This window comes from candidate division KSB1 bacterium (assembly GCA_034505495.1).
Classification (GTDB): domain Bacteria; phylum Zhuqueibacterota; class Zhuqueibacteria; order Residuimicrobiales; family Krinioviventaceae; genus Fontimicrobium_A.
The window spans coordinates 1-22,761 of sequence record JAPDQV010000047.1 but is presented as its reverse complement, the minus strand read 5'-3'; the positions used below and the strand labels follow the sequence as shown (position 1 = coordinate 22,761).

The following is a 22,761-nucleotide window of genomic DNA, read 5'->3' as shown; positions in this document are numbered from 1 at the left end:
TGCCGATGTTGAAAATTCCCTCCGGAGCATCGGGTTGGACGGCCCGCTCAAACGCTTCTGCAACGTCTTTAACGTAGACGAAATCACGGCGGTCTTGCCGCCAAACCGTCAGCGGCTGATGTGCTGCGGCTTGGCGAAGGAACGTCATCAGCATGCCTTCGGCCCGCAGGTAATCAAACCCAAGAACCTGCGATGGGCGCAAACAGTTCACGCGCATTCCGTTCTTGCGGCCGTAGAGGAGGGCAATATGCTCCGCCGCAAGTTTGCTCGTTCCGTAAAAGTTTTGCGGAAAGGGATAGTCGGTCTCGCGGTATGGAGAGCTGTTTTTCGATGAGTAGACACTGACCGACGAAGCCGCACAAAACCGCTTTACGCCGACAGCGGCTGCGGCGCGCAAAAGCTGCTCAGTCAAAAGTACGTTCGGCAGCCAGTAGGCTTCTATTCCTCTTTCTTCATACTCGGGTTGCAGCCTTTGCGCCGCCAGATGCACCACAGCATCGCACCCGCTGCAGACGTCCTGCAGGTTGCTCCAGTCGCTGTCGAGCACGCGAATCTCTGCACGAGGGTCGATTCGAGTTGCCGCTCCAATATTGCGGACCAGCGCCGCGACTTGATACCCTTTCTCCAAAAAGTGCCTTACCGTCGCCAGTCCGATCATGCCGTTAGCTCCGGTGACGAGCACCTTCATCCGTTCACCTCGATATAATAGCCGACTTTTTCCAATAGGCCGTTCACGGCGACTACTGTTTCACCTTTTTCGTAATAAAACTCGTGGTACACGCTTTCGGGAGGGATAGAATAGCGCGAGGGGTCGAAGCGAGTATTCGGAAGAGCAGCCATAAAAGTCAAACTTGCGGAACCGAGATCTCGGCCTCTTAGATTTCCTCCAGGTTGATCCATGAGAACGTTCAAAGTGGTCTCCAATAAATTGACGCCGGTCGTTCGCTCAATCAGACGCCAGAGGTGGCAACCGTCCAGCCGCGGGGTAACTTCGATGATCTTTGGACCGTCGGCTGCGAGTTTGATCTGAAAATAGACAGGCCCTGCCGTGATGCCGAGGGCTTTTACGGTTTTTTCGATTAATTGCCGGGTTGCCGCGGCCAAGGACCCTTGACAGACGCGGGAAGGCGATAGATGGGCGCGCGGAATTCCCCCTGGAAGGTCACTGAACACCAGCCGATCGGTAATTTGGCAAAACTCCACTCTTCCGGCTTCAACCCAGACATTAGCTGATATTTCAGGCCCTTCGACAAATTCTTCGATGATGACCTGGCCGGTCGGCGAATAGCTGCGCCCCGCAAGGAGAGCCTGCTGCGCTTCAGCTCGGTTTTCGACGCGCCGCACACCCCGCTGTCCTTGACTGTCTGCCGGCTTGACAATCGCCGGATAAAGGTGCCATTTATCCAGATCCGCCTCGGAATCGATGCTCTGAAATCGGACGGAGTTTAAACCCGCATTCTCCAGCAATCGCCGAAGAGTGATTTTATTTGCTGCTGCATCGATTATGTCCGGCCCGATAAAAGACGGCTTCTCGAGCGCCGCAGAGACATAGGCTGCAGAGCGTGTTCCTATATCCGAACCGATCGAAAAGATCAGGTCGATTCTTTCATTCTGCGCCAGTTGAATCAAGGCATCGATGTTAATAATATCGATCAGTTCGAAGCGATCGAGATATTTCAGCGCACTGCCTTGATGACGACAGCTGCAGCCGATAACATAGCAGCCTTTTTCTTTCAGAATTTTTGCAGCATCGGCTTGTGGAGGAGCAGTACCCAGGAGCAGTATTCTGTGCAATGGATCTCCTTTTGCGGCTAGATACTTGATCGAAAAATACAAAATTATAATCAAAAAAAGAAAACGGGTGCTTTAGGCTTAAAGAGTAATGCTGCTGCAGATATTGAACGACGTTCTCTGTTCGAACGATGAATGACTTATGGGGGATTTTATTTTGAATTTATCCGAAATTCTTGTAAATTTTAAATGTTTTGAAGCAAAAGCTGCAGCTGAACTGAATCGGTTCAGCTGCATTTTGTTTCGAACCCTTGAGCGGCATCGTTTATTAAGGAGGCTGAATGCATTTGACCGACCTGCTTTCACCGGAGGTCATCAAGGTTCCCCTGGCAGGCAAAGAAAAATATGAAATCATCGAAGAATTGATTGGACTATTGGACAAAGCCGGGCGCTTGGAAAATCGGGATTTGGCTTTGAACGCGGTGGTGGAAAGGGAGAGACAGATGAGCACCGGTATGGGCGACGGCATCGCCATCCCGCATGCCAAAACCGATGCGGTTAAGGAATTGTCCATTGCCTTCGGCATCACGCGGCATGATGTGGACTTTCAGGCCATCGACGGTAAGCCTGTACGGCTGTTTTTTCTGCTCGTCGGGCCGACCGATCAGACCGCGCTGCATCTCAAGATGCTCAGCCGCATCTCCCGACTGATGCATAAAAAGGAATTTCGCGATCAGCTGCGCACCTGCATGGATGCCGAAGAGGTGCTTCAGGTCATCGGTGCGGAGGAAAGAAAGTATTTTCCAATATAAGCAAAGGTTTGGATCGGCCGGAAGCGGCAAAAATGTTTGAGAAAGATATCGTTGATGTGACAACGCTGTTTGTTCTTTCACACAGCCGACGGCTGAAAAGGAGGTCGAGATGCCTTTTTGTCCCAAATGCGGTTACGAATACGAGGTCGGCGTGATCAAGTGCGCCGACTGCGGCGTCGAGCTGGTCGATCAGATCCCGTCGGCGCCTGAACCCAAGGAAGAGGAGTGGGTGCTGCTGCGGACGCTGCCGGGGCGCACCTATGCCGAAATGGCGAAAGAGGCGCTCAATCATGCCGGCATACCGGCCTCTATTAAGCCGGGCGCTTTGGCCGGCAGCCTATTGGTAGCCGGAACAGACGGCGAATGCAGCCTGATCGTTCCCAAGCGGCGTAAAAAGCAGGCTGAAAAAATTCTGAACGATATGATGGATCATATTTGAGTCGGGCGATGCTCTATCAATCTTTGACCGGAATGCGGGATGTTCTGCCGGACGAGCAGCCGTATTGGCGCATGATTGAAAAAAAGATCTACGAGATCACCGCGCTCTACGGTTACCAGCGGGTGGATCCGCCGATCCTGGAAGAAACAGCGCTCTTTGTCCGCGGCGTCGGCGATGCGACGGATATCGTCGAAAAAGAGATGTATTCCTTCATCGACAAGGGCGAAAATCAAGTCACGCTGCGGCCCGAGTTTACGGCCGGCTTTATGCGGCTTTATTTGCAGAACGGCCTGCACAAACTGCCCAAACCGGTCAAATTGTTTTCCATCGGACCGATCTTTCGCTATGAAAAGCCGCAGTCGGGACGATTTCGTCAGCACACGCAGTTCAACGTCGAGGCGATCGGCGAGCAGGACGCGGCGCTCGATCACGAAGTGATGTCGATCGCCTGGCAGCTCTATGCCGAGCTGGGCTTCAAGGGGCTCTCTTTTCAGCTCAACAGCACCGGCTGTCCTCGCTGTCGACCGATCTATGTCGCCAAGCTGCGCGAATACTATCAAGGCCGCATCAGTGAAATATGCGACGACTGCAGACGCCGCTTGGAGCGTAATCCGCTGCGGCTGCTCGACTGCAAGAAGGACCAATGTCAGCCGCACATCCGCAGTGCGCCGGTCATCGGCGACTATCTATGCGAAGAATGTGCGCGCCACTTTGCCGCGCTCAGGCGCTACCTTGATCTGACCGGCCGGCGTTATGTCGTTAATCCGCGGCTGGTTCGCGGCCTCGATTATTACACCAAAACCGTGTTCGAGGTGTGGGCCGAAGGCATCGGCGCCCAAAACGCCATGTGCGGCGGCGGGCGCTACGACGGCCTGATCGAACAGCTGGGCGGCGAGCCGACGCCGGGAATCGGCTTCGGCTCGGGAATCGAGCGCATCATCATGAGCATGCAGCAGCAGGGCATTGAGCCCGAACCACTGCCGCAGCCGATGGTCTTTGCAGCGGCGCTCGGCGAGGCGGCGCGGGAACAAGCCCTCCGCCTCGTTTTCAGCCTGCGCGAGGCCAAGATCGGAACCCTCTTTTCGTTCGGCGACAAGAGCATCAAGGCGATGATGCGCGACGCCAACCGTCGCAACGCCCGCCTTGTGATCTTGATCGGCGAAGACGAGCTGGCGCAGGACAAAGCGGCCGTCAAAAACCTCCTCGACGGCAGCCAAAATCTGGTTCCTCTCGATCAAGTTGTCGACTTTATCAAGCATGAGCTCGGGTCGTAAGGACGCTTTTTCATTCCCCCCTCTTTCGCTGCAGCGGCTGAAAAGCATTCGCGCGCTGAAGCAGAAAAAATACCGCCGCGAAACCGGCTCAACGCTGATCGAGGGCGTCCGCTTGTGCGAAGAGGCTCTCGCATCCGGCATTGAGATCCAAGCCGTCATAACCACCCCCGAAGCGCATGCTTATGAACGGGTTGCCGAACTGGCGCGCAAGTGCGCCGCCGGTGGATTGGATGTTTTCACCCTACCGCACGATCGTTACCTTTTACTTTCCGATGAGCCTTCGCCTGTCGGGCTGGCGATGGTGATCCGTTTGCCTGCCGTTCAGTCTTGGCACGGCGCCGAGCCGCTGCTTTTGGCGCTCGACGGCCTGCAGGATCCGGGCAACTTGGGAAGCGCGCTGCGTTCCGCCGCCTGGTTCGGGGTTGAGCGGGTGTGGCTGAGCAAAGGATGTGTCGAGCTGAGCAATCCGAAGGTCCTACGCGGCGCCATGGGCGCCGCCTTCCGCCTTGCCGTTGAAGAAGAGGTCGATTTGATGCAGCGCTTCGCGGAAGCGAAAAAAAAAGGCTACTGTATCTGGGCGGCCGTGCCGGTTTACGGCGAGCCTTTGACGAAGCAAAGACCTACGGGCAAGGACCTGCTGCTCATCGGCAGCGAGGCGCACGGCGTCGCCGCCGAGCTCGTAGAGACTGCACATCGTCGATTCACTATTCCCAAAAGCGGCTACGGTGAATCCCTGAATGCGGCCGTGGCGGCCTCTATTGCGCTTTATCACTTTACGCTTATGAGGTGAACGTTTGGACGATCTGCAGAAAAATGGCGATCTGACGCCGAGTGACATCTCGCGTATCTTGGCGGTGACCCTTTTGGTTTTCATGGTTTTTTTTCTCGTCTCCGGTTACCTGAGCAACGAAGCGGCGCTGATTGGCGGCGAACTTTTGCTCATCGTACCGGCGCTCTATTATGCCAAGAAAAGGGGCGCAAGTGTTCGCTCGACTTTTCGTCTTTACAGCGTCAGGCCGAAGGTTCTTTTTGCGGTGCTTCTGGTCTTTTTGCCGCTCTATGTTTTGACAGACGAGCTCGACCGCATCATTCAGATGCTGGCGCCCATGCCGGAGGAGTGGTACGAGTCGATGATGGAGATGGTCACTTTTACCAACTGGCGGGAAGCGATCGGCGTATTGTTCGGCGGAGCAGTGGTCGCCGCGGCGGCAGAGGAGATGCTCTTTCGCGGTTTGCTGCAGCGGTCGCTCGAACGGTTTCGCGACCCGGCTTCGGCTATCGTCTCCGCCTCGGTTCTGTTTGCGTTGGTGCATTTTAATCCGTGGACTTCAATCCAGATTTTGCTTTTGGGCGTTGCGCTCGGTTACGCTGCCTGGAAAAGCGGCAGCGTCATCCCGTCGATGATCCTTCACGGCCTCAACAATCTATTGTCGATGCTGTTCGTCAACGCACCGCCGGAAATGCTGAGCGGCTATGAAGGCGAGATGCACGTTCGACTGCCGGTTCTGCTTGCGGCGGCCGCTGCTTTTTATCCGGCCTGGCGGCTGTTCGTTCAGACGTGCCGAGAATCAACTCCCGACCGCGAAGCAACGGATTAAAACATAATCGGGAAAATCAGAGCTTTTGCTTCTGCTTCCTCTGTTTTTGCATCGCTTATTTTTCCGCAAAATCCCTGCTTTCCGATATATTTTGACAGACAATCACTAATCATTCTACCGCTCGATTGGAGTTTATGAAAATCGTCATTTTCAACGAAGACCTGCGCTCGGAAATGCAAATGTATTTGGCGTTGAGCAACCTCTATGACGTCACCATCGCCGACAGCGAAGACGACCTGCTTCAGCTTTTGGACCGCAGCTCAGCCGATTATGCCTTTGTCGATTTGGATTCCGGCGAAGAAGCTGAGAATCAGCAAAAGCGATTGGAAATTGCCGACCGAATCCGGAAAAAACATCCGCAAATGAAGATCGTCGGCATTTGCAGCGACAAAAACCGCCTGCCCGAAGACGCCGCCCGCGCCGGAATCAAATTCGTCACGCGGCCCATTCGCAATCGCGATTTGCTCCAAGTCATCGAGTGACGCGCCCGCCTCTCCGATTTGAGCCGATGCCCATGCATCGGCTTTTTTGTTGAAAAAGGGGTTGTTTTTCTGGCTGCTTTCATGTAAGTTTAATCATTCTCGCGCAGATCCGCGTTGAAATCGGTGCGATCATTGACTGCTCGAGTTCCTGTGTTCAGCAGCCCGCCGCGACTGCCCGACAAGCCACTTGCGGACGAAAAAATGCCTGAAAGAAAGACGGATGCGGATTTTTTGGTGATCGGCAGCGGCATTGCCGGTCTTTTTGCCGCCCTTAAATTGTGCGATGCGGGGTCGGTCATTATCGTGACCAAGCGCAAAAGATCAGACTCGAACACCGCATGGGCGCAAGGCGGCATCGCTTCAGTCCTGAGCGAAACCGACTCGTTTGAGGAGCACATTCGCGACACGCTCGAAGCAGGCGCCGGATTATGCCGTCCGGATGCGGTGCGCAAGATCGTGGAACGGGGTCCCTCGCTGATTCGCGAGCTGGCGGAGCTGGGCGTGCCCTTTACCCGCACGGAGGAGGGCGAATTTGACCTCGGCCGCGAAGGCGGGCACCGAGCGCGCCGAATTGTGCACGTAAAAGATATGACCGGCTTTTACATCGAGCGGACGCTTCTGGATGTCGTCACCCGTAAAAAAAATATCCTGCTGCTCGAGCATCATTCGGCGATTGATTTGATTACTGAGCATCACGTTTTCACGCCCACGCCCGCCCGCTCGCATGACCTCAACTGCTGGGGCGCCTATGTGCTCGATGCGGCGGCGGGCAGGGTCCGTCGACTAACCGCCAAAGCGACAATCTTGGCGGCCGGCGGCTGCGGACAGGTTTATCTGCACACCACCAATCCGCCTGTCGCCACCGGCGACGGTGTGGCCATGGCTTTTCGCGCCGGCGCCTCGATCGCCAACATGGAGTTCATGCAGTTTCACCCGACGGCGCTCTATCATCCCGAAGCCGATTCGTTTCTCATCACCGAGGCTTTGCGCGGCTTCGGCGGCCGATTGATCAACAAAAAAGGCGAATCGTTTACGGAGGCTTATCATCCCATGGGGTCTCTGGCGCCGCGCGATGTCGTCGCCCGCGCCATCGACGCCGAACTCAAAAAGAGCGGTGAGCGCTGCGTCTACCTCGACGTAACACACAAAAATCCGGACGAACTGCGCGATCGATTTCCGGCGATTTATGAAAAATGTCTGAGTTTAAAGATCGATATCACCAAGGAGCCGATACCGGTGGTGCCGGCGGCACACTATTCCTGCGGCGGCGTGCTGACCGATTTGGAGGGACGAACCGACATCAACGGCTTATTTGCCTGCGGCGAGACGGCCTGTACCGGCGTGCACGGCGCCAACCGCCTGGCCTCGAACTCGCTGCTCGAAGCGCTGGTCTTTGCCGAATCCTGCGCCAACGCCGCAAAGGAATTTGTCAAGGCCAAAGACTTTCGCCTGCCGCCGATCCCGCTGTGGGACGACATCGGCACCTTTAACAGCGAAGAGTGGGTGCTCATCTCGCACGATCTGCAGGAGATCAAGAACCTGATGTGGGACTATGTCGGCATCGTGCGCTCGACCTTGCGCCTGGAAAGAGCCCTGAGCCGCATCCGCTTGATTCGTCAGGAGGTGGAAAATTTTTATCGCAGGACGACCGTTACGCCCGAGTTGATCGAACTGCGGAACTTGGCGCTGGTCGCTCAGTTGATTATTCAATCGGCGCTGATGCGCAAAGAAAGTCGCGGGCTGCATTACACGACCGACTATCCCAACACCGACGATCAATACGCTCGCGACACCGTCATTCGACAGCGTTTAGTTTGAAAGGACAAAGTTGGACGTCTGTTTAAAAAAGCTTTTAACCAACCGCAGCGACGAGGTCGCAGCAGAGTTGGCCAAACGTACGGCAGGACTGACGCCGCACCTCTCGGATGAAGAACGGCTGCAGTTTGCGCAGGAGGTCATGACCGCCCTGAGCATTTTGGTCATCGATCAAAAGCTGCAGGCGGCGTTGAGCACCCTCGAAGGCGCCGTCAATCGATTCTTTGCCGAAGCGGAGCAGGGGAGTGCAATCCTTATCAACACCCTGCTGTTGAGTCGATATATACTCCTTGCCATGATGGTGCAGGAATCCGATGTCTCGTTCAACAGCATCGAGGCGTTCGGTTACCTCAACGAGGTCTTTGGCCCGCTGATTACGGCCATCTACGAGCAGCATCGCTCCGATCAGCCGCCGCCGGTGCCTGCCCCCTTTGCTTCGGCCTGCTCGGCCAATCTCGGCGCCCTCGATTTTGCCGGTATCGGCTTTGTCATGCTAGACGAGCTCATGACCGTCATTTATTTCAGCCGCGCGGCAGAGCGACTGTTGGGGCGCTCGGCGGACGAGGTGCTGGGACATCCTTTCTTTGAACTGTTTTCTGATCTCCGCGAGACGCCTCTCTTTGCCGCCGTGGAGGCGGCGCTTCGGCAGGGCAAATCCGAAGAGCTGCACAACCGGACGCTGCCGCTCGGCAGCCGCAAAGCCGCTCTTGACGTCAAGGTCGAACCGATGCGCAACGAAGCCAAACAGATTGTCGGCTGCACCCTGCTTTTTCATGACGTCAATCGCGATCGCCTTCGCGATCAGCAGGCATTTCGGTACGAAAAGTATTTTGAAAACATTCTCAACGACGCCGCCGACGCCATCATCCTCCTTAATGAAAATCATCGTGTGATTATGTGGAACAAGGCGGCGGAAACTCTGTTCGGCTACAGCGAGGCCGAGATGTTCGGCAAGGGGCTGACGAGGTTGGTGCCTGAGGACCCGACATTACAGTCGGCCATGGCGGCTATGGACGAGCAGGTCTTGAGCCGCGGCTTTGTGCGCAATCAGCGGCTGGACATGCGCACACGCGAAGGCCGAATCGTTCACGTCGAATTGACGAGGACGGCGCTGCGCAACGAGCGCGGCGATTTCATCGGCAGCAGCGTCATTCTGCGCGACATCTCTGAGCAGGAACAGCTGCGCAGGCAGGTCATTCAATCGGAAAAGCTCTCCGCGGTCGGCACCCTGGCGGCGGGCATCGCGCATGAAGTGGGAACGCCTTTGACCAGCATTTCGGCGCTGGCGCAGATCCTGCAGCTCAAGACCGACAATCCGGAGTTCAAAGAGAAACTGCTCCTCATTCAACAGTCCATTGAGCGCATTTCGCGCACGGTGCGTACGTTGGTCGATTTCTCGCGCCCGATTACCGACAAAGTCGAAGAAATCTATCTCAACCACGTGATTGAGCACGTCATCCGCATCATCAAATACGACAAGCGGCTCAAGCATCAGGAGATCATAACGCGGCTGCAGCCCGATCTGCCGCTGGTGCGCGCGGGTTTTGATCAGCTGCTGCAGGTGTTCATCAACATCTGCCTGAACGCCGCCGACGCCATGGAAGGCAAGCCGGACGGCCGATTAGAGATTACCACCTGGAGCGAAGGGAAACGGGTCATGGCCGCGGTTACTGATAACGGCTGCGGAATCGCCGAGGAGCATCTCGGCCATATTTTCGAACCGTTTTTTACCACCAAAAAGAGCGGCAAAGGCACCGGCCTGGGCTTGTGGGTCAGCTACAACATCATCGCCGGTTTCGGCGGCGACATTAAAGTTAGGAGCACGCTCGGGGTAGGCACCACCTTTACCATCACTCTGCCTTCGGTATCTTGAGAGGATCGTATGGCCGTCAAGCTGTTGATCGTCGACGACGATGACATTACGCGCGAGAGCTTGGTTACCGTCATGCAGGCGCGCAACTTTGACTGCACGCAGGCGGCGGACGGACGCGAGGCGCTCGAGCGGCTGCAGCACGAGGATTACGACGTCGTCATCAGCGACATCGAGATGCCGAAAATGAGCGGATTGGAGCTTTTGGAGGCGGCCAACCGACTGTCGTCCAGGCCGTCGTTCATCTTTATCACCGCTTACGCCTCGGTGCAGAGCGCCGTCGAGGCACTGCGCAAAGGCGCGTTCGATTATCTGCTCAAGCCGCTCAATTTCGACGATCTGGCGTTCAAAGTCCAAAAGCTGATCGAACACAAAGAGCTGGTGCGCGAAAATCAGGCCCTGCGCCATGAAATTCACGCCCAGTACGATTTCGCCAACATCATCGGCGAGAGTCCGGCCATCCGCAAGGTTTTCGAGACGATTCGGCGCGTTTCGGACAGCGAGAGCAATGTGCTGATCACAGGCAACAGCGGCACCGGAAAAGAGCTGGTCGCCCGCGCCATTCATTACAACAGTCCGCACCGGTTGGGGCGATTTGTGGCGGTCAACTGCGGCGCCATACCCGAAACTTTGATCGAGAGCGAGCTGTTCGGACATAAAAAGGGGGCTTTTACCGGCGCAGTTGCCGACAAAGACGGTCTGTTCAAAGCGGCGCACCGCGGCACCCTTTTCCTCGACGAGATCGGTGAGCTGTCGTTGACGGCGCAGACCAAGCTGTTGCGCGCCGTGGAAACGCAGGAATTTCTGCCCGTCGGCAGCAATCGGCCGGAACGGGTGCATGTGCGCATCATTGCCGCCACCAATGTCGATCTGGAGGCGCGCGTCGCCGAAGGCCGCTTCCGCGATGATCTCTATTACCGCCTGAACGTCATCAACATTCGTCTCCCGTCGCTGGCGGAGCGGGTCGAAGACATCCCCCTTCTGGTCGACCATTTCGTCCGCAAGTACAATCGACAGATGAACAAGTCGGTGACGCGGGTACAGCCGGAGCTGATGCAGGCGCTGATGCAGCGGACCTGGAAAGGCGAAGTGCGCGAGCTTGAGAACTTTGTCGAACGGCTGATGATCTTTGCTTCGGGGAGCGAGCTGACCGTTGATCTGCTGCCGGCCGAAATGCTCGGCATGACTTTACCCAAGCCGCGACGGGAGGGCGCGACGCTCGACGAAATGGTGGCGGAATTCGAACGGGGGGTGATTGCGGCGGAGCTGGCGCGGCAGGGGTATCATCGCGGCCGCACTGCAGCGGCGCTGGGCATCGGCGAGGCGACGCTCTACCGCAAGATGAAGCAGCTCAAGATCGAGGAATAAGCAGCCGATTGACAATCGTTCCGCAGCGCAGGCGGATAGGGGGGTGTAAGGATTTGGAGTGCTCTTTATTTGTACCCTGCATAGACGGCAAGTTAGGGCGGCTCGGAAGGGGGTAAAGAAGCTTAAACGGTTCTGCAGGTCCGGTCGTTATTCCCCCATGACCTTTATGATCAGTCGTTTGCGGCGTTGACCGTCGAATTCGGCATAATAGACCTGCTGCCATGGGCCGAGGTCCAAGCGGCCGTTGGTGATCGGCAGAATGACCTGGTGATGAACGAGCAGGCTTTTGAGATGAGCGTCGCCGTTCACTTCGCCGGTGCGGTGATGACGATAGTTGACGCCCTCCGGCGCCAGCTTTTGCAGCCAGTCGTCGATGTCCTGAATCAACCCCGATTCGGCGTCGTTGACATAGACTCCGGCGGTAATGTGCATGGCGGAAACGAGCACCATCCCTTCCTGAACCCCGCTTTTGCGCACCGCCTCCTCCACGCGATCGGTAATGTTGATGTATTCGCGATGCTTCTGAGTGTTGAACCAGAGGTAATCGGTGTAGAATTTCATTTCCGGACTCCTCAATATTCGCCGATGATCAAGGCTTCCCGTTCGAACAGCTGCTGATTGAGATCGTCGATATAGTTGTCGATGTGGAGAAAGATTTCCTGAATCTGTTCGAGTTCGAGCGCTTCGGTCAGCTGCTGCACTTCGGTGTGCAAAAGTTCCACATCTTCCAACATGCCGCATTCAAGATCGTACAGGCGGTTCAGCAGCCGAGGCGTGATCCTTCTGCCGTTGAAAAAGGATGTGTGAAGATAGGTGGGACGGTTCAGGCTGTCGACGAGCGTATGTAGTTTTCGTCGCGCGGCAACGGTCAGCTTTTCAGCTTGCGGATGATTCCGCATCGAGCCGGTTTCGGGAAGAGCGCTGCGAACCGTCTCCAGGCGTTTGATCAGGCAGCGGCGGATGGCGGCATCGGAAGGGCCGCGCTGGGCCGGCTCTTCATAACCCCAATAGTCCTCGACCGCTTCGGTCAGTTTTTGCAAACCGGGGTACATCGCGGGGGCGACCTCAGTCATGCTATGCTCCATAAATGGTACTGCGCCTTTCGCAAATCAGGCGGGGCGCTTTATTGAATCCAATTCCTCAATCGTTCGGCGGGAAAAGCAACAGGCATGAGCAATATCGAATTCGAAATTTATTTACAGCAGACATTTTCGCGTTGGATTGCATCCCGAAAGGCACTTAAATTTACGGGGATGCACGGCAAAAGTCAATTAAATTTTCCTTTGAGTTTTGATGAGATGCTTTTTATTTCAGCGGCTGTCGTAGACACTTTTTCCCTTCCGTACACTTTTCTCGTACGGTTTTACTGACCCTTTAACGCCGCGCGAGTTTCCGGCCGGCTATCGGCGCGATGTCATATGCTCATGCCGAAAGCATGCATCGCCCAGAAGTACGGAATTCGCCTCCTTACCAGCGGTAATGGCGAATGTGCTCGCCCCGCTGCTGAATTTCGGTGATCGACTTGATGCCGATGGTGATGTGCTGTTCGGTGAACGCTGAAAAAACCTTTTTCGCCGACTCTTTGGTTTTGATGCCGCCTTTTTTCAGGGGCAGGTCGCTGACCAGCAGCAGCGCACCGATCGGCACTTTGCTGACAAATCCTACGGAAAACAATGCCGCGCACTCCATTTCGATGGCGATGGCGCGCTCCTCGTACAGCGTGCGCTTGAACGCTTCGTCAAACTCCCAGAAACGGTAATCCGTCGTGTGCACCACTCCGGTTCGATAATCCAGGCCGCTCTCCACCAGCATTTGGCTGATGAACTTTTGAATCTTGAAGGTGGGCAGCGACGGCACCTGCGGCGGGATGAAATAGCGGGAGACGCCTTCGTCGCGGATGGCGGCCATCGGCAAAATAAAGTCGCCCACCTGCAGCGAGCGATGGAGTCCGCCGCACATGCCGAGAAAGATGGTTGCGGCAGGATCGAGGACGCTGAGCAGCTCCATGACCAATGCCGCCGTCGGTGCGCCGATCTTGATGTCGATCATGCTTACATGTTGTGCCGGCGCATGCGCCGCCGACCAGACCGATCCGGTGTGAATTTCAGCGCCGAACTGGGCGGCGAATTTTTCCAAATAGGTGTTAAAATTGGTCAAAAGAATATATTTTTGAAAGTCCGTCAAATGCGAGCCGGTGTAGCGCTCCAGCATGTCGCCGGCGATCTGCTTTTTCTCCTCATTGTAATAGGCCAGCTTGCGGCGAATTTCTTCGTAAAACCATTCATCGTTTTTTTCCGTCTTCATACAAAATCTCCTATTTAAACAGGCCGATGCCGTAATTGCAGGTACGGCAAATGTCGATGGCGGGGCGGGAGCGGAGAATTTGCCGCCGAAAGTTCCGGTAAGCTTGGTTATGCCAAAGTTCGCGGAACGAGGCGACAGCGTTCAAATTGCCGAAAGGGTGCTCGGCATTTTTGTCGAAGCAGCAGGGCACGACCACGCCGTCCCAGTCCATCAGCGTCGTCAGCCAGGGACGCGGACAGACGCCTTTGCCGCGCTTGACCTCGAGCCGACCATCGTCCAATCGATAGCGGCGGTACTCTTCATCTTCCGGCAGCCACTCGACGGCTTCTTTCGCATTGCCCACTTGAGTCGTTTTGATGAGCAGCCGATCGACGCCGAGTTCGGTCGCCAATTGCTTCATAGCCGGAATTTCGCTCTCATTGTGACGCATGACCAGAAACTGAACGAACAGATAAGGCGTGCGGCTGTGCAGTCTTTTTTTGGCCGCCGTTAAACAACGGATGCCGTCCAGCACTTTGGACAAATCGCCCCCGACGCGATAGCGGGCGTAGCTTTCCTGGGAGACGCCGTCGAGGGAGATGATCATGCTGTCCAAGCCGCTGCGCACCACGTCTTCGGCCGTCTCGGCGGTAAAATAATGCCCGTTGCTGCTCGTCGTTACATACAATCCCTTGCTCTTTGCGTAAGCGACCATTCGGTTAAAAAGCGGATGCAGATAGGGCTCGCCTTGATGGTAGAGGGTGACATAAATGGCCCGCGGCGCCAGTTCATCGATCAGCCTGCGGTAAAGCTCGAAATTCAGTTTTCCCCTCGGCCGCTGCATTTGACCGCTGCCGGTCGTGCAGAGCGGACAGCGCAGATTGCAGAGATTAGTCGGCTCAATATTGATGATGACCGGCATTCCCCAAACGATCGGCCGGCGCAGCAGCGCCGAAAGCGCGAACGATGCGCTGTTGACGGCGGCATTCCAAATTCGGCGCAGCGTCAGAGCACGCAGTACCTGCCTTACGGCCACCTCTTTGGCAATGCCGATATTCCAAAAGCCTTTATTCATCGCAAATTGACCCGTTCGTTCCGTTCTTTTCCATGACTTTCAATATATCAAAATAGGCGCGAAAGGAAAAGGCAATTTCCACGGTGACAAAGAATCACTTGTCAATATTTGAACGTTTTCGTTAATTATCGATAATAAAAGATGCAAACGGAGGAATGGTCGATGCTCAGGATGATCGGATCGATTTTGTTTTTAATGATAGTATTGACGGAAATGACGACTGCGCAAGTCAAAAAGCCCGATTATATCAAAAGCAGAGGTTTTTTTACACTGAACGGCCGCATCTACAACGCCGACGGCAGCGAGTTTCTTATGCGCGGCGTCAGCCAGAATCATTATTGGGGGAACGAAAGCTTTAATCTCAACAGCATCAACGGCATTGCCAAGACGCACGCCAACATTGTGCGCGTGGTCATGAGCAACGCCGACTGGCAGAATCAATCCCGTACACCCGACAAAAAGCGGGCGCTGGTGATGAAATACATCAGCCAGGGATTGGTGCCGATGGTCGAGCAGCACGACGGCACCTGCGATCCCTCGCCGGAAATGCTCGATTATATTACCGACATTTGGACCGATCCCGCCAACGTCGCTTGGTTGAACGAATTCGAAGAGTATGTCATCCTCAACATTGCCAATGAATGGGGGCCTAGCGACGACAGCGATCAGGGCCGCCGCATCTGGCGCGATGCCTACAAAGAGTCGATTCGGCGGATCCGCGAGGCGGGCATCAATAATCTGCTGGTCATCGATTCCCCGAACTGCGGCCAAGGTCCGCGGGCCATGGAGGTCTATGGCCGCGAACTGCTCGATTTCGATCCGCAGCATAACCTCGTCTTTTCGATTCACATGTACGGTATGTGGCGCACGCTGGAAAACGCCGCCGAGGTCGGCCGACCGAACAAAGATACGGCGCCATGGGTGGCCGAATGGGAGCTGCAGACCATGCTCGACCTCGGTCTGCCGGTCATCGTCGGCGAGTTCAGCTGGAAGGAGGCGTCGAGCGTCGGCTATGACACGCGCCGGCTGATTGCCTTTTGTCAAGAAAAGGGTATCGGCTGGCTGGCCTGGTCTTGGAACGGCAACAGCGATCCGTTGCTGGACATGGCGCGCGGCTGGAAGTACGACTCGGATGCCGATCTCTATCCCTTCGGCGATCTGATCGTCAACCATCCCCGTTACGGGCTGCGCGCCACCTCGGTCAAGGCGACGGCCTTCGGCACTCCGAATCAACGGCCTGCGGTTACCCTCGATCCGGGCAGCGGTCCATTTAGTGTCGGTTCGGACATTATCTTGACCGCCTCGGCCGCGGATGCCGACGGCCAAGTCACGCGCGTTGAATTCTATCGCGGTGAAGAAAAATTGGGGCAGGATACGACGCCGCCGTTTACGTTCACTTGGAAGAACGTCCCCCGCGGCCGCCACGAGCTCTTTGCCGCGGCCTGGGATGACGCCGGCCAAATCGGCGTATCGCAGTCCGTGGAGCTGCGGGTGGGGTATCGCGAAAAAACGCGCAAGGCTTTGCTGGTGGTCGGCGAGATTCCCCTGCGTCCCGGCGATGCCTTGATCGAGGAGCGACTCGGCATGTTGGGCTTTGAGGTGACGCCGCTTAAGGATAGTGATGCCAAGCCGGAATCGGCGCTGCCGTACGACCTGGTGCTCATTTCCGCCACCTGCGTGCCGACGCGGCTCAAGGCGACCTTTCGCGATGTCGATCGGCCGGTGCTGATCTGGGAAAGCCAGTTGTACGACGATATGAGTATGAGCGGCAGCCGAATCAATCTCGATTACGGTCGAGATGAAGCAACGGCCATAGTCATTACCGCGGACGCCCACCCGGCTGCCGCCGGACTGAACGGCCGCGTGACCGTCTATGCGCAATCCGACCGCCTCTCCTGGGCGAACCCCACCCAAGCGGCCACGATCGTCGCCGGATCGGGTTTGGTGCCGGAGCATCCGGTTGTTTTTTTCTACAAGACAGGCGATCAAATGGTGGACCGACCGGCGCCCGCGCCGCGCGGGGCGTTCTTTCTCCAGGACGACTCGGCGCTCAACCTGACCGTCGACGGCTGGCGGCTGTTCGATGCGCTGGTCGATTATCTCGTCAGCGCACCGGAACAGAGCGTTTCAGAACCGCCGACGCCGCAAAACATGACTCTGCTGCAGAACTATCCCAATCCCTTTAATCCCCTCACAACCATCGAGTTTACGCTCGACAGACCGGCAAGAGCCTTGCTCGAACTCTATAACTGTAAGGGAAGACTTGTCCGCCGGCTTTTGGAAAGCGACCTGCAGCCGGGTCGACACCAACTGGTTTGGGACGGGAAAGATGCTTTCGGTAAAGCCGCAGCAAGCGGCGTCTACGTTTATCGATTGACCCTTGAGGCCGGCGGTGAGGTTTTAACCGCCGAGCGCAAGATGACTTTGCTGCGCTGACTGCGGTTTTGCGAATAAAAGCAAAAGTGACGGGTAAAAAGAGCGAAATCGCCAGTCGCACTAAATTTCGAAAAGGCTTTTGATGATCGAGATAACCCGTTCCGAAGCCGAGGAGCTTTTTCGGCGACACTCGGTGCGTTCGTCGCGACTCGAGCAGAACCCCAACGAGCTGTGCGTGTATATCCAATTCGACGGCGCGCCTTCGTTTATAGTCAAGTATGATCTCAAAAGGCACCGGAAGAGCTATTATTTGGAGGGCAATGACCTGCAGAATGAGGTCAAGCCCCCCTTCGGCTTTGCAAACGGCCGTTAGATTTGACGCCTCTCCGTTTCGGTAAACAGTTTCACGAGCGGCAACTGACAATCGTCCGCATTTGGTGCAATGAGCAGGACTTTGACGATTTCAGATCATCGCCCGGAAACGGCTTTATTTCACCAAGATCATTTTGCGACTTACGCAACGTTCTCCTTGTCCGTCCTCTACCGTGCAGCGGCAAAAATAGACGCCGCTGCCGACCTGCAGGCCGCGATCGTCGCGGCCGTCCCAGGACAGCGAAAACTCTCCGACCGGCATTTCCCGGCTTAAAAGGACGGCCGTTTTTCTGCCCGCAAGATCGAAAATTGCCAACTCTACGAACGCAGGCCGTTCGAGTCGGAACCGCAGCGTAGTCGAGCTGTTGAAGGGGTTCGGATAATTCGAAAAGAGAATAAAGCCGTTCGGATGCGCGTCGGGTCCATGGGAAAACTTGACGCGGCTCGGGGACGCCTTTAGGCTGGAGCCCGCTTTCCAGTCGGCTTCGGCGCCGCCGTATTCATAGGCGCCGGCATCGGGCTTCCCGTCGAGCGCGTCGTCGTTGATGCCGGGCAAACGAACGGCGCCGCGCGGCTTGTCGCTTGTCGTCGGCGTAGGCGCGACCAGACTGCAGTCGTCGATGTACAGATCGGGCAGGTTCGTGTCGTTGGAAGTCATGAGCTCGAAAACCGCCTGCTTGAGTTCGCCTTTCCAGTTGAGCGTCGTTTTGTAGGTGATTTTCGTCCAGACGCCGGGGGACAGCCGTTTGGTGGTGCCGGGATAGCTCTTGCCGTTCTCGTCTTCGATGAAAAAGCGGAGATAGCCGTCGACCGGCCCGGCGGCAGGCATCACCCAAGCCTCGATTGTGTAATTGCCGCGGCCATGGTCTTTCAGCACTTCGGTCACATCCTGACGCACGCCTTCCCAGTAGTAGTGTCGGTTGTAGGAACGACAGGCGCGGTTGCCCGAATGCACAGGATCCGTGATCGATTCGAGCGAGGCGCCGGCGCCGTGCCAACCGCCTGTACCGCTTTCGAACCCGCCGTTGAGAAAGCTTGCCAAAGGCAAATAATCATCTCGCGCCGGCGAATCGGCCTGCAGACGAAAATCGCCAGCCGCAGCATCGACAAAGCGCGGGTCGTCCAATATCAGATTCTGCTTCAGATCGGTGCCGAACCAACCGGGCGCGTTGGACAAGTTGTTATAAACGCGGCAGTTCCGATGGATCGTGCCTCCGCCGCCGCCCATAGCCTGGCCGCAATTCCAAATGGTGTTGTGATAGATCTGATGATTGACGGCATCGAGATTGGTCTGGATGCCCAAATCATCCGTGTTCCAAACCACGTTGTGATGAACGATAAAATTACTGGAACCGTTGTCGAGATAGATGCCCGCCGTATGGCCGGCTGTAACGACGTCGTGCACCCAGTTGTGATGGATCACCGTGCCGCCGCCGTCGGTCTGCCAGCAGTAGGTCGCGCCGAGGTCCGTCGTCAGCAGGCCGCAGCGGTAAATGTCGTTGTAGGCGATCTCCAGTCCCTGCGACTTGCGGTGAACGATGCCGCTGCGCGCGCCGTTGTATATGGAATTGCGCAGAATCAGGTGATTGCGGCCGGAGGTATGAATGCCGGCGGCGTCGTTGCAGATCCAGGCGAAATCGTGGATCAAACAATTCTCGACTGTGTTGCCCTCGCCGAACACCGTTACGCCGTCTCCCCAGGAATAAGCGATCTCTGAATCGCGCAGCACGTTGTCTCTACCGCCCAAGCGGACGCCTGCCCCGGCCGAGTTTTGCGGCGTTTCGGTAAAACTCCAAGCGTCGGTTGCAAAGAACGGCACGGGGTAAAAGATACGCGCCCCCTCAATGACACAATTATCGGCTCCCTCCAGGTTGAGGTTGGCGGCAATAAAGTCGATGTTTTTGACTTCGATAAAAGAGCGGTTCATCAGGTTCATGCCCCATTGGCGGGTGCGGGCTTCGATCGACACGGCTCCGGCCGGCGGGTAAAAGTAGAGACGCCGCTGTTTGGCGTCAAAGAACCATTCGCCTTCCGCATCGAGCAAAGAGAGGAGGCCGTAGAGAAAATAGTCGCTGCCGGCCTGCGGACGATAAGCCTCTTCCACGTCGCCAGAAAACACGAACGTGAGGCGGTCGCCCTGATGATCGCTGACGGGCTGGACGAAAGAGACCCACTTTAGACCGGAGAGCAGCCACAATTGAGCGCCCTTCAGATTCGGCGCTGCGGAAAGGGCAGGGTCGCGTATCTCTGAGAGCGACGGTTTTTGCCGCGCCACGGCGGATTGCACGCGTCCCCAGATCGGCCGTAAAAGGTCCTCTGAGGTGTTGTTGGGAAAGCGCGCGATCTCCATCTGCCGGCCGTCGGCAAAGAGCTGCGTTACGATTTGCCCCGGCAGATCGATAGTGCGGATGGCGCCGTCATGGGTGCGCCACTCGCTGCTCGGAATACGATCCGTACCGGTGATGGTCACCGTTTCGCCGGGGTAGGCTTCGAAGCGGATCGGCAGACCGGCTGTTCCGGAATTTGCAGGACGTACCGTCTCGCGATAAACGCCGCTGCGAATCAGACAAACGTCTCCGGCCTGCATGACCTCGGCCGCCTTTTGGATCGTGGCAAACGGCCGCTCCGCACTGCCTGGAAACGCGTCGGATCCTGTTCGCCAGTCCACATAGTATTCCGCCGCCAAGGCGGCCGATGCCGACATCAGAATGATGATCAGCATGCGCATGACCCTTTTCTCCTTTTTTTACTAGGTGCAGATTAATTTCCTCAATTCGGACAGCCGCTGTTGCGCGGCTCTCGGCAGTAGCTTCTGTATTTCGATTTGAACGGCTCTTTGTACTGACCCCACAGCCAGGCCAATAGCGACGTGCGGGTGCTGCGGCAGGCGTCCATGATCGGCAGATAAGGATGATCGCCGTTGGCGGCAAACTCGCCGATGATCACCGGTGCAATATTCGACTCTTTGAGCGCCTTGAGCCGCTTTTCGATTTCACTGCGGGGAATATCCCAATAGGTTCGATAAGCGTGAATGTCGAAAACGATGTTTTTGCGGCCGGAAAGCAGCTCGGCGCCCTTTTCGAGGAACGGCTCATGTCCCTGCCCCATGGCGTTGCCGCACAGGACGATAATGTTGTCGGCACCGACGTTGCGGATATTGTCGACCATCAGTCGGGCGTCCTTTAACCATTGCTCTGCATCGGCAGTCGTCTCTTTGCGCCAGTCGTAAGGCTCGTTCCACACGCCGAACCAGACGTCAGTTTGGTTCTTGAACAGCGCTGCAATCTGCCGCCGGCGCGTCTGAACGGCGTTGAAGCGCGGATCCTGCGAAGGCACGGCGCCGAGCAGTTGACACTGCGGATAGGGAGTCGTGCCGCCGGGCAGGGCGTCATTGTCATACCAAAAGGCAGTCAGGATGACTACCATGCCGAAGCGGCGCACTTCGGCGACGATCGACTGCAATGTCTCATCCGACGTCAGGCGCATATCGATGCATTCGCGCACGATGTCCATGCTCCAAGCTGCGGGCTCACTGAAATCGATGCCAAAGACGCTCATCTTGTTGGTGCCGCGAAACTCCCATTCGCACTCGTTTTTGAGCAGTCGGGTGCCTTCGGTGCGAAAGAGGGGACGGGGAGCTTCTTCCGTCGGCGCTACGGCAGGTTTGTTCTCTCTGCCGCATCCGACGATCAAGCTCAACGTCGTGAGAAAAAATAGAAAAACTTTTGTCATCTTGTGTCTCTTTATCCTTTGAGCAAAATTAACCATTACCGCATCATTTCAAAATGAATTTTAACGAATCTTTTCTCGGCGGCAAACGTAGAGGCAGGCTGACCATTAGGAGGATAGGATGGAAGAGGAAGTCAAGATCAAATGTCGGCACGATGCGGCGGCGGGCTTCGGCGGCACGATTTGGTTTGCGGCTTGGCTGTTCACCATCGGTTTTCTAAAGCTCGGCTTTTGGAAGGCGCTATTGGCTCTGCTGTTTTGGCCGTTCTATCTCGGTCAGCATTTCGCGATCTGAGTTTCAGAACACCTGCAGATCGAGCGGCTGGGCATAGACCGACATGCCGACGCGCAGCTGCAGGCCGCGATACTTTTCCTGCGAAATGACGGTCTGAAACAGCTCTCCCCATTCGCTGCGCAACTCGACTTTAACCATCGGGCCGGCGGGGTTAATGTGATGGACGCTGCAGGTCAGCGAGTCCTCGCCCAGGGGCGTCAAGGAGAGTTCAAAGGCGTGCGGCCGCACAAAGACGCGACTTTGCGGCTCGCCGCCGGACGCCGGGGGCACAATGCGCAGGCGATCTCCTTCGCGCCGGCAGTGAAAGAGGTTGACTTCGCCGCGGAAATTGAGCACAAAGGCGTTTGCCGGATGATGCCAGATCTCTTCCGGCGTGCCGATCTGCATGATGCGGCCTTCGTTCATGATCACCAGGCGGTCGGCCACCTCGAGGGCCTCTTCCTGGTCGTGGGTGACGAATATGGTGGTGACGTGCAGCTCTTCGTGCATGCGGCGCAGGCGGCGGCGCAGCTCCTGCCGCACGCGCGCGTCGAGACTGCCGAAGGGTTCGTCGAGCAGCAGCATGCGGGGCTCGACCGCCAGCGCGCGTGCCAATGCCACCCGCTGCCGCTGACCGCCGGACAGCTCGTGCGGGTAATGATCCGCCAGCTCTTCCATTTTGATCATCCGCAGGAGCTCCGTCACCTTGTCGCGGATTTGGCGCGGCGAGGGGCGGAACTGCCGCGGCCGCACGCGCAGGCCGAAGGCGATGTTTTCGAACACCGTCATTTGCCGAAACAGCGCATAGTGCTGAAAGACAAAGCCGATCTTGCGCATGCGGACGTCCTGATCCGCGGCATCCTCGCCGTCCAGCAGGATGGCGCCGGAGGTCGGCTGCTCCAATCCGGCGATGATGCGCAGCAGCGTCGTTTTGCCGCAGCCCGACGGCCCGAGCAGCGCCAACAGCTCGCCGTCGCGCACTTCGAGATCGACGTCCTTTAGGGCGACAAACTTGCCGAAACGCTTGGTGAGTCGGCTGATCTCGACTTTCATTCCATCAACTCCGCCGTCTCCAAGACGGCTGTCCCGTTTTTCTGTTCCCTTTTCTGCATCAGATGCTTGGCGGCCAGGGTCAGCAGCGACGTCAAGGTCAGCAGCGAAGCGGCGGCAAACGCCGCCGTCGTCTGGTATTCGTTGTACAGATTCTCGATGTGCAGCGTCAGCGTGTTGGTGACGCCGCGAATGTTCGCCCGCCTCGGAGCC

At 56.7% G+C, this 22,761-nt stretch carries 22 protein-coding genes; 12 read left to right on the top strand and 10 right to left on the bottom strand.

Annotated features, from left to right (window positions below; genetic code table 11):
- Together ONB24_13865 and ONB24_13860 are read right to left on the bottom strand one after the other, a co-directional pair.
- Positions 1 to 688 (bottom strand): NAD(P)-dependent oxidoreductase (locus ONB24_13865; protein ID MDZ7317200.1); only part of this gene is annotated, 688 nt, incomplete at its 3' end.
- Positions 685 to 1,794 carry an ATP-grasp domain-containing protein gene (locus ONB24_13860; GenBank protein ID MDZ7317199.1) on the bottom strand — a complete coding sequence of 370 codons (1,110 nt, stop codon included), beginning with the start codon at positions 1,792 to 1,794 and terminating at the stop codon, positions 685 to 687. The genes ONB24_13865 and ONB24_13860, both read right to left, overlap by 4 nt.
- A gap of 278 nt (positions 1,795 to 2,072) precedes the next feature.
- Between ONB24_13860 and ONB24_13855 the strand changes: the two genes are divergently transcribed.
- The 9 genes from ONB24_13855 to ONB24_13815 all read left to right on the top strand — a co-directional run bounded on the left by ONB24_13855 (position 2,073) and on the right by ONB24_13815 (position 11,389).
- The gene (locus tag ONB24_13855) at positions 2,073 to 2,543 is read left to right on the top strand and encodes a PTS sugar transporter subunit IIA (protein ID MDZ7317198.1); all 471 of its coding nucleotides are present in this window, start codon (positions 2,073 to 2,075) and stop codon (positions 2,541 to 2,543) included.
- Positions 2,544 to 2,652: 109 nt separating this feature from the next.
- Positions 2,653 to 2,982, top strand: a complete 330-nt coding sequence (locus ONB24_13850; GenBank protein ID MDZ7317197.1) for a hypothetical protein — start codon at positions 2,653 to 2,655, stop codon at positions 2,980 to 2,982.
- Positions 2,979 to 4,256 (top strand): histidine--tRNA ligase, encoded by a 1,278-nt coding sequence (gene hisS, locus ONB24_13845; protein MDZ7317196.1) that lies wholly within the window; start codon positions 2,979 to 2,981, stop codon positions 4,254 to 4,256. Before ONB24_13850 ends, hisS begins: the two co-directional genes overlap by 4 nt.
- Entirely contained in the window at positions 4,240 to 5,046 is an 807-nt protein-coding gene (locus tag ONB24_13840; GenBank protein MDZ7317195.1) for an RNA methyltransferase, read from the top strand. The genes hisS and ONB24_13840 overlap by 17 nt, the downstream gene beginning before the upstream one ends.
- A 4-nt stretch (positions 5,047 to 5,050) precedes the next feature.
- Positions 5,051 to 5,854, top strand: a complete 804-nt coding sequence (locus tag ONB24_13835; GenBank protein ID MDZ7317194.1) for a CPBP family intramembrane metalloprotease — start codon at positions 5,051 to 5,053, stop codon at positions 5,852 to 5,854.
- A 134-nt stretch (positions 5,855 to 5,988) separates the two neighbouring features.
- Positions 5,989 to 6,336: a hypothetical protein gene (locus tag ONB24_13830; GenBank protein MDZ7317193.1), complete on the top strand. Its 348-nt coding sequence runs from the start codon at positions 5,989 to 5,991 to the stop codon at positions 6,334 to 6,336.
- A gap of 201 nt (positions 6,337 to 6,537) precedes the next feature.
- The gene (gene nadB, locus ONB24_13825; protein MDZ7317192.1) at positions 6,538 to 8,154 is read left to right on the top strand and encodes an L-aspartate oxidase; all 1,617 of its coding nucleotides are present in this window, start codon (positions 6,538 to 6,540) and stop codon (positions 8,152 to 8,154) included.
- Positions 8,155 to 8,164: 10 nt separating this feature from the next.
- Positions 8,165 to 10,024, top strand: coding sequence for a PAS domain-containing protein (locus tag ONB24_13820; protein MDZ7317191.1), 1,860 nt, complete (start codon positions 8,165 to 8,167; stop codon positions 10,022 to 10,024).
- 9 nt (positions 10,025 to 10,033) lie between these two features.
- Positions 10,034 to 11,389 carry a sigma-54 dependent transcriptional regulator gene (locus ONB24_13815; GenBank protein ID MDZ7317190.1) on the top strand — a complete coding sequence of 452 codons (1,356 nt, stop codon included), beginning with the start codon at positions 10,034 to 10,036 and terminating at the stop codon, positions 11,387 to 11,389.
- Between the two features lie 147 nt (positions 11,390 to 11,536).
- Here ONB24_13815 and ONB24_13810 read toward each other — a convergent pair whose 3' ends face one another.
- From ONB24_13810 to ONB24_13795, 4 genes are all read right to left on the bottom strand, one after another.
- A complete protein-coding gene (locus ONB24_13810) occupies positions 11,537 to 11,950 on the bottom strand; it encodes a secondary thiamine-phosphate synthase enzyme YjbQ (GenBank protein MDZ7317189.1) in 414 nt (137 codons plus the stop codon).
- 11 nt (positions 11,951 to 11,961) lie between these two features.
- Positions 11,962 to 12,462, bottom strand: a complete 501-nt coding sequence (locus ONB24_13805; GenBank protein MDZ7317188.1) for a hypothetical protein — start codon at positions 12,460 to 12,462, stop codon at positions 11,962 to 11,964.
- Between the two features lie 394 nt (positions 12,463 to 12,856).
- Positions 12,857 to 13,693: an AMP nucleosidase gene (locus ONB24_13800; protein MDZ7317187.1), complete on the bottom strand. Its 837-nt coding sequence runs from the start codon at positions 13,691 to 13,693 to the stop codon at positions 12,857 to 12,859.
- A 10-nt stretch (positions 13,694 to 13,703) separates the two neighbouring features.
- Positions 13,704 to 14,747 (bottom strand): radical SAM protein, encoded by a 1,044-nt coding sequence (locus tag ONB24_13795; protein MDZ7317186.1) that lies wholly within the window; start codon positions 14,745 to 14,747, stop codon positions 13,704 to 13,706.
- Between the two features lie 162 nt (positions 14,748 to 14,909).
- Between ONB24_13795 and ONB24_13790 the strand changes: the two genes are divergently transcribed.
- Positions 14,910 to 17,183 carry a cellulase family glycosylhydrolase gene (locus ONB24_13790; protein ID MDZ7317185.1) on the top strand — a complete coding sequence of 758 codons (2,274 nt, stop codon included), beginning with the start codon at positions 14,910 to 14,912 and terminating at the stop codon, positions 17,181 to 17,183.
- A gap of 82 nt (positions 17,184 to 17,265) precedes the next feature.
- Entirely contained in the window at positions 17,266 to 17,496 is a 231-nt protein-coding gene (locus ONB24_13785; GenBank protein MDZ7317184.1) for a hypothetical protein, read from the top strand.
- A 114-nt stretch (positions 17,497 to 17,610) separates the two neighbouring features.
- On the opposite strand, the gene ONB24_13780 is transcribed toward ONB24_13785, so the two are convergent.
- Both ONB24_13780 and ONB24_13775 read right to left on the bottom strand, forming a co-directional pair.
- Complete coding sequence (locus tag ONB24_13780; protein ID MDZ7317183.1) at positions 17,611 to 20,223, bottom strand: right-handed parallel beta-helix repeat-containing protein; 2,613 nt, start codon at positions 20,221 to 20,223, stop codon at positions 17,611 to 17,613.
- A gap of 41 nt (positions 20,224 to 20,264) precedes the next feature.
- Complete coding sequence (locus ONB24_13775) at positions 20,265 to 21,227, bottom strand: glycoside hydrolase family 5 protein (GenBank protein ID MDZ7317182.1); 963 nt, start codon at positions 21,225 to 21,227, stop codon at positions 20,265 to 20,267.
- A gap of 118 nt (positions 21,228 to 21,345) precedes the next feature.
- On the opposite strand from ONB24_13775, the gene ONB24_13770 reads away from it, so the two are divergent.
- Complete coding sequence (locus ONB24_13770) at positions 21,346 to 21,519, top strand: hypothetical protein (protein MDZ7317181.1); 174 nt, start codon at positions 21,346 to 21,348, stop codon at positions 21,517 to 21,519.
- A gap of 3 nt (positions 21,520 to 21,522) precedes the next feature.
- Here ONB24_13770 and cysA read toward each other — a convergent pair whose 3' ends face one another.
- Entirely contained in the window at positions 21,523 to 22,551 is a 1,029-nt protein-coding gene (gene cysA, locus ONB24_13765; protein ID MDZ7317180.1) for a sulfate ABC transporter ATP-binding protein, read from the bottom strand.
- Positions 22,548 to 22,761 (bottom strand): hypothetical protein (locus ONB24_13760; protein MDZ7317179.1); only part of this gene is annotated, 214 nt, incomplete at its 5' end. The genes ONB24_13760 and cysA, both read right to left, overlap by 4 nt.

Excerpts from the sequence above, each read along its gene's own strand:
- ONB24_13855 (MDZ7317198.1), top strand. The coding sequence starts at position 2,073 with ATGCATTTGACCGACCTGCTTTCACCGGAGGTCATCAAGGTTCCCCTG.
- ONB24_13850 (MDZ7317197.1), top strand. The coding sequence starts at position 2,653 with ATGCCTTTTTGTCCCAAATGCGGTTACGAATACGAGGTCGGCGTGATC.
- ONB24_13840 (MDZ7317195.1), top strand. The coding sequence starts at position 4,240 with ATGAGCTCGGGTCGTAAGGACGCTTTTTCATTCCCCCCTCTTTCGCTG.
- ONB24_13830 (MDZ7317193.1), top strand. The coding sequence starts at position 5,989 with ATGAAAATCGTCATTTTCAACGAAGACCTGCGCTCGGAAATGCAAATG.
- nadB (MDZ7317192.1), top strand. The coding sequence starts at position 6,538 with ATGCCTGAAAGAAAGACGGATGCGGATTTTTTGGTGATCGGCAGCGGC.
- ONB24_13815 (MDZ7317190.1), top strand. The coding sequence starts at position 10,034 with ATGGCCGTCAAGCTGTTGATCGTCGACGACGATGACATTACGCGCGAG.
- ONB24_13810 (MDZ7317189.1), bottom strand. The coding sequence starts at position 11,950 with ATGAAATTCTACACCGATTACCTCTGGTTCAACACTCAGAAGCATCGC.
- ONB24_13805 (MDZ7317188.1), bottom strand. The coding sequence starts at position 12,462 with ATGACTGAGGTCGCCCCCGCGATGTACCCCGGTTTGCAAAAACTGACC.
- ONB24_13800 (MDZ7317187.1), bottom strand. The coding sequence starts at position 13,693 with ATGAAGACGGAAAAAAACGATGAATGGTTTTACGAAGAAATTCGCCGC.
- ONB24_13795 (MDZ7317186.1), bottom strand. The coding sequence starts at position 14,747 with ATGAATAAAGGCTTTTGGAATATCGGCATTGCCAAAGAGGTGGCCGTA.
- ONB24_13790 (MDZ7317185.1), top strand. The coding sequence starts at position 14,910 with ATGCTCAGGATGATCGGATCGATTTTGTTTTTAATGATAGTATTGACG.
- ONB24_13785 (MDZ7317184.1), top strand. The coding sequence starts at position 17,266 with ATGATCGAGATAACCCGTTCCGAAGCCGAGGAGCTTTTTCGGCGACAC.
- ONB24_13780 (MDZ7317183.1), bottom strand. The coding sequence starts at position 20,223 with ATGCGCATGCTGATCATCATTCTGATGTCGGCATCGGCCGCCTTGGCG.
- ONB24_13775 (MDZ7317182.1), bottom strand. The coding sequence starts at position 21,227 with ATGACAAAAGTTTTTCTATTTTTTCTCACGACGTTGAGCTTGATCGTC.
- ONB24_13770 (MDZ7317181.1), top strand. The coding sequence starts at position 21,346 with ATGGAAGAGGAAGTCAAGATCAAATGTCGGCACGATGCGGCGGCGGGC.
- cysA (MDZ7317180.1), bottom strand. The coding sequence starts at position 22,551 with ATGAAAGTCGAGATCAGCCGACTCACCAAGCGTTTCGGCAAGTTTGTC.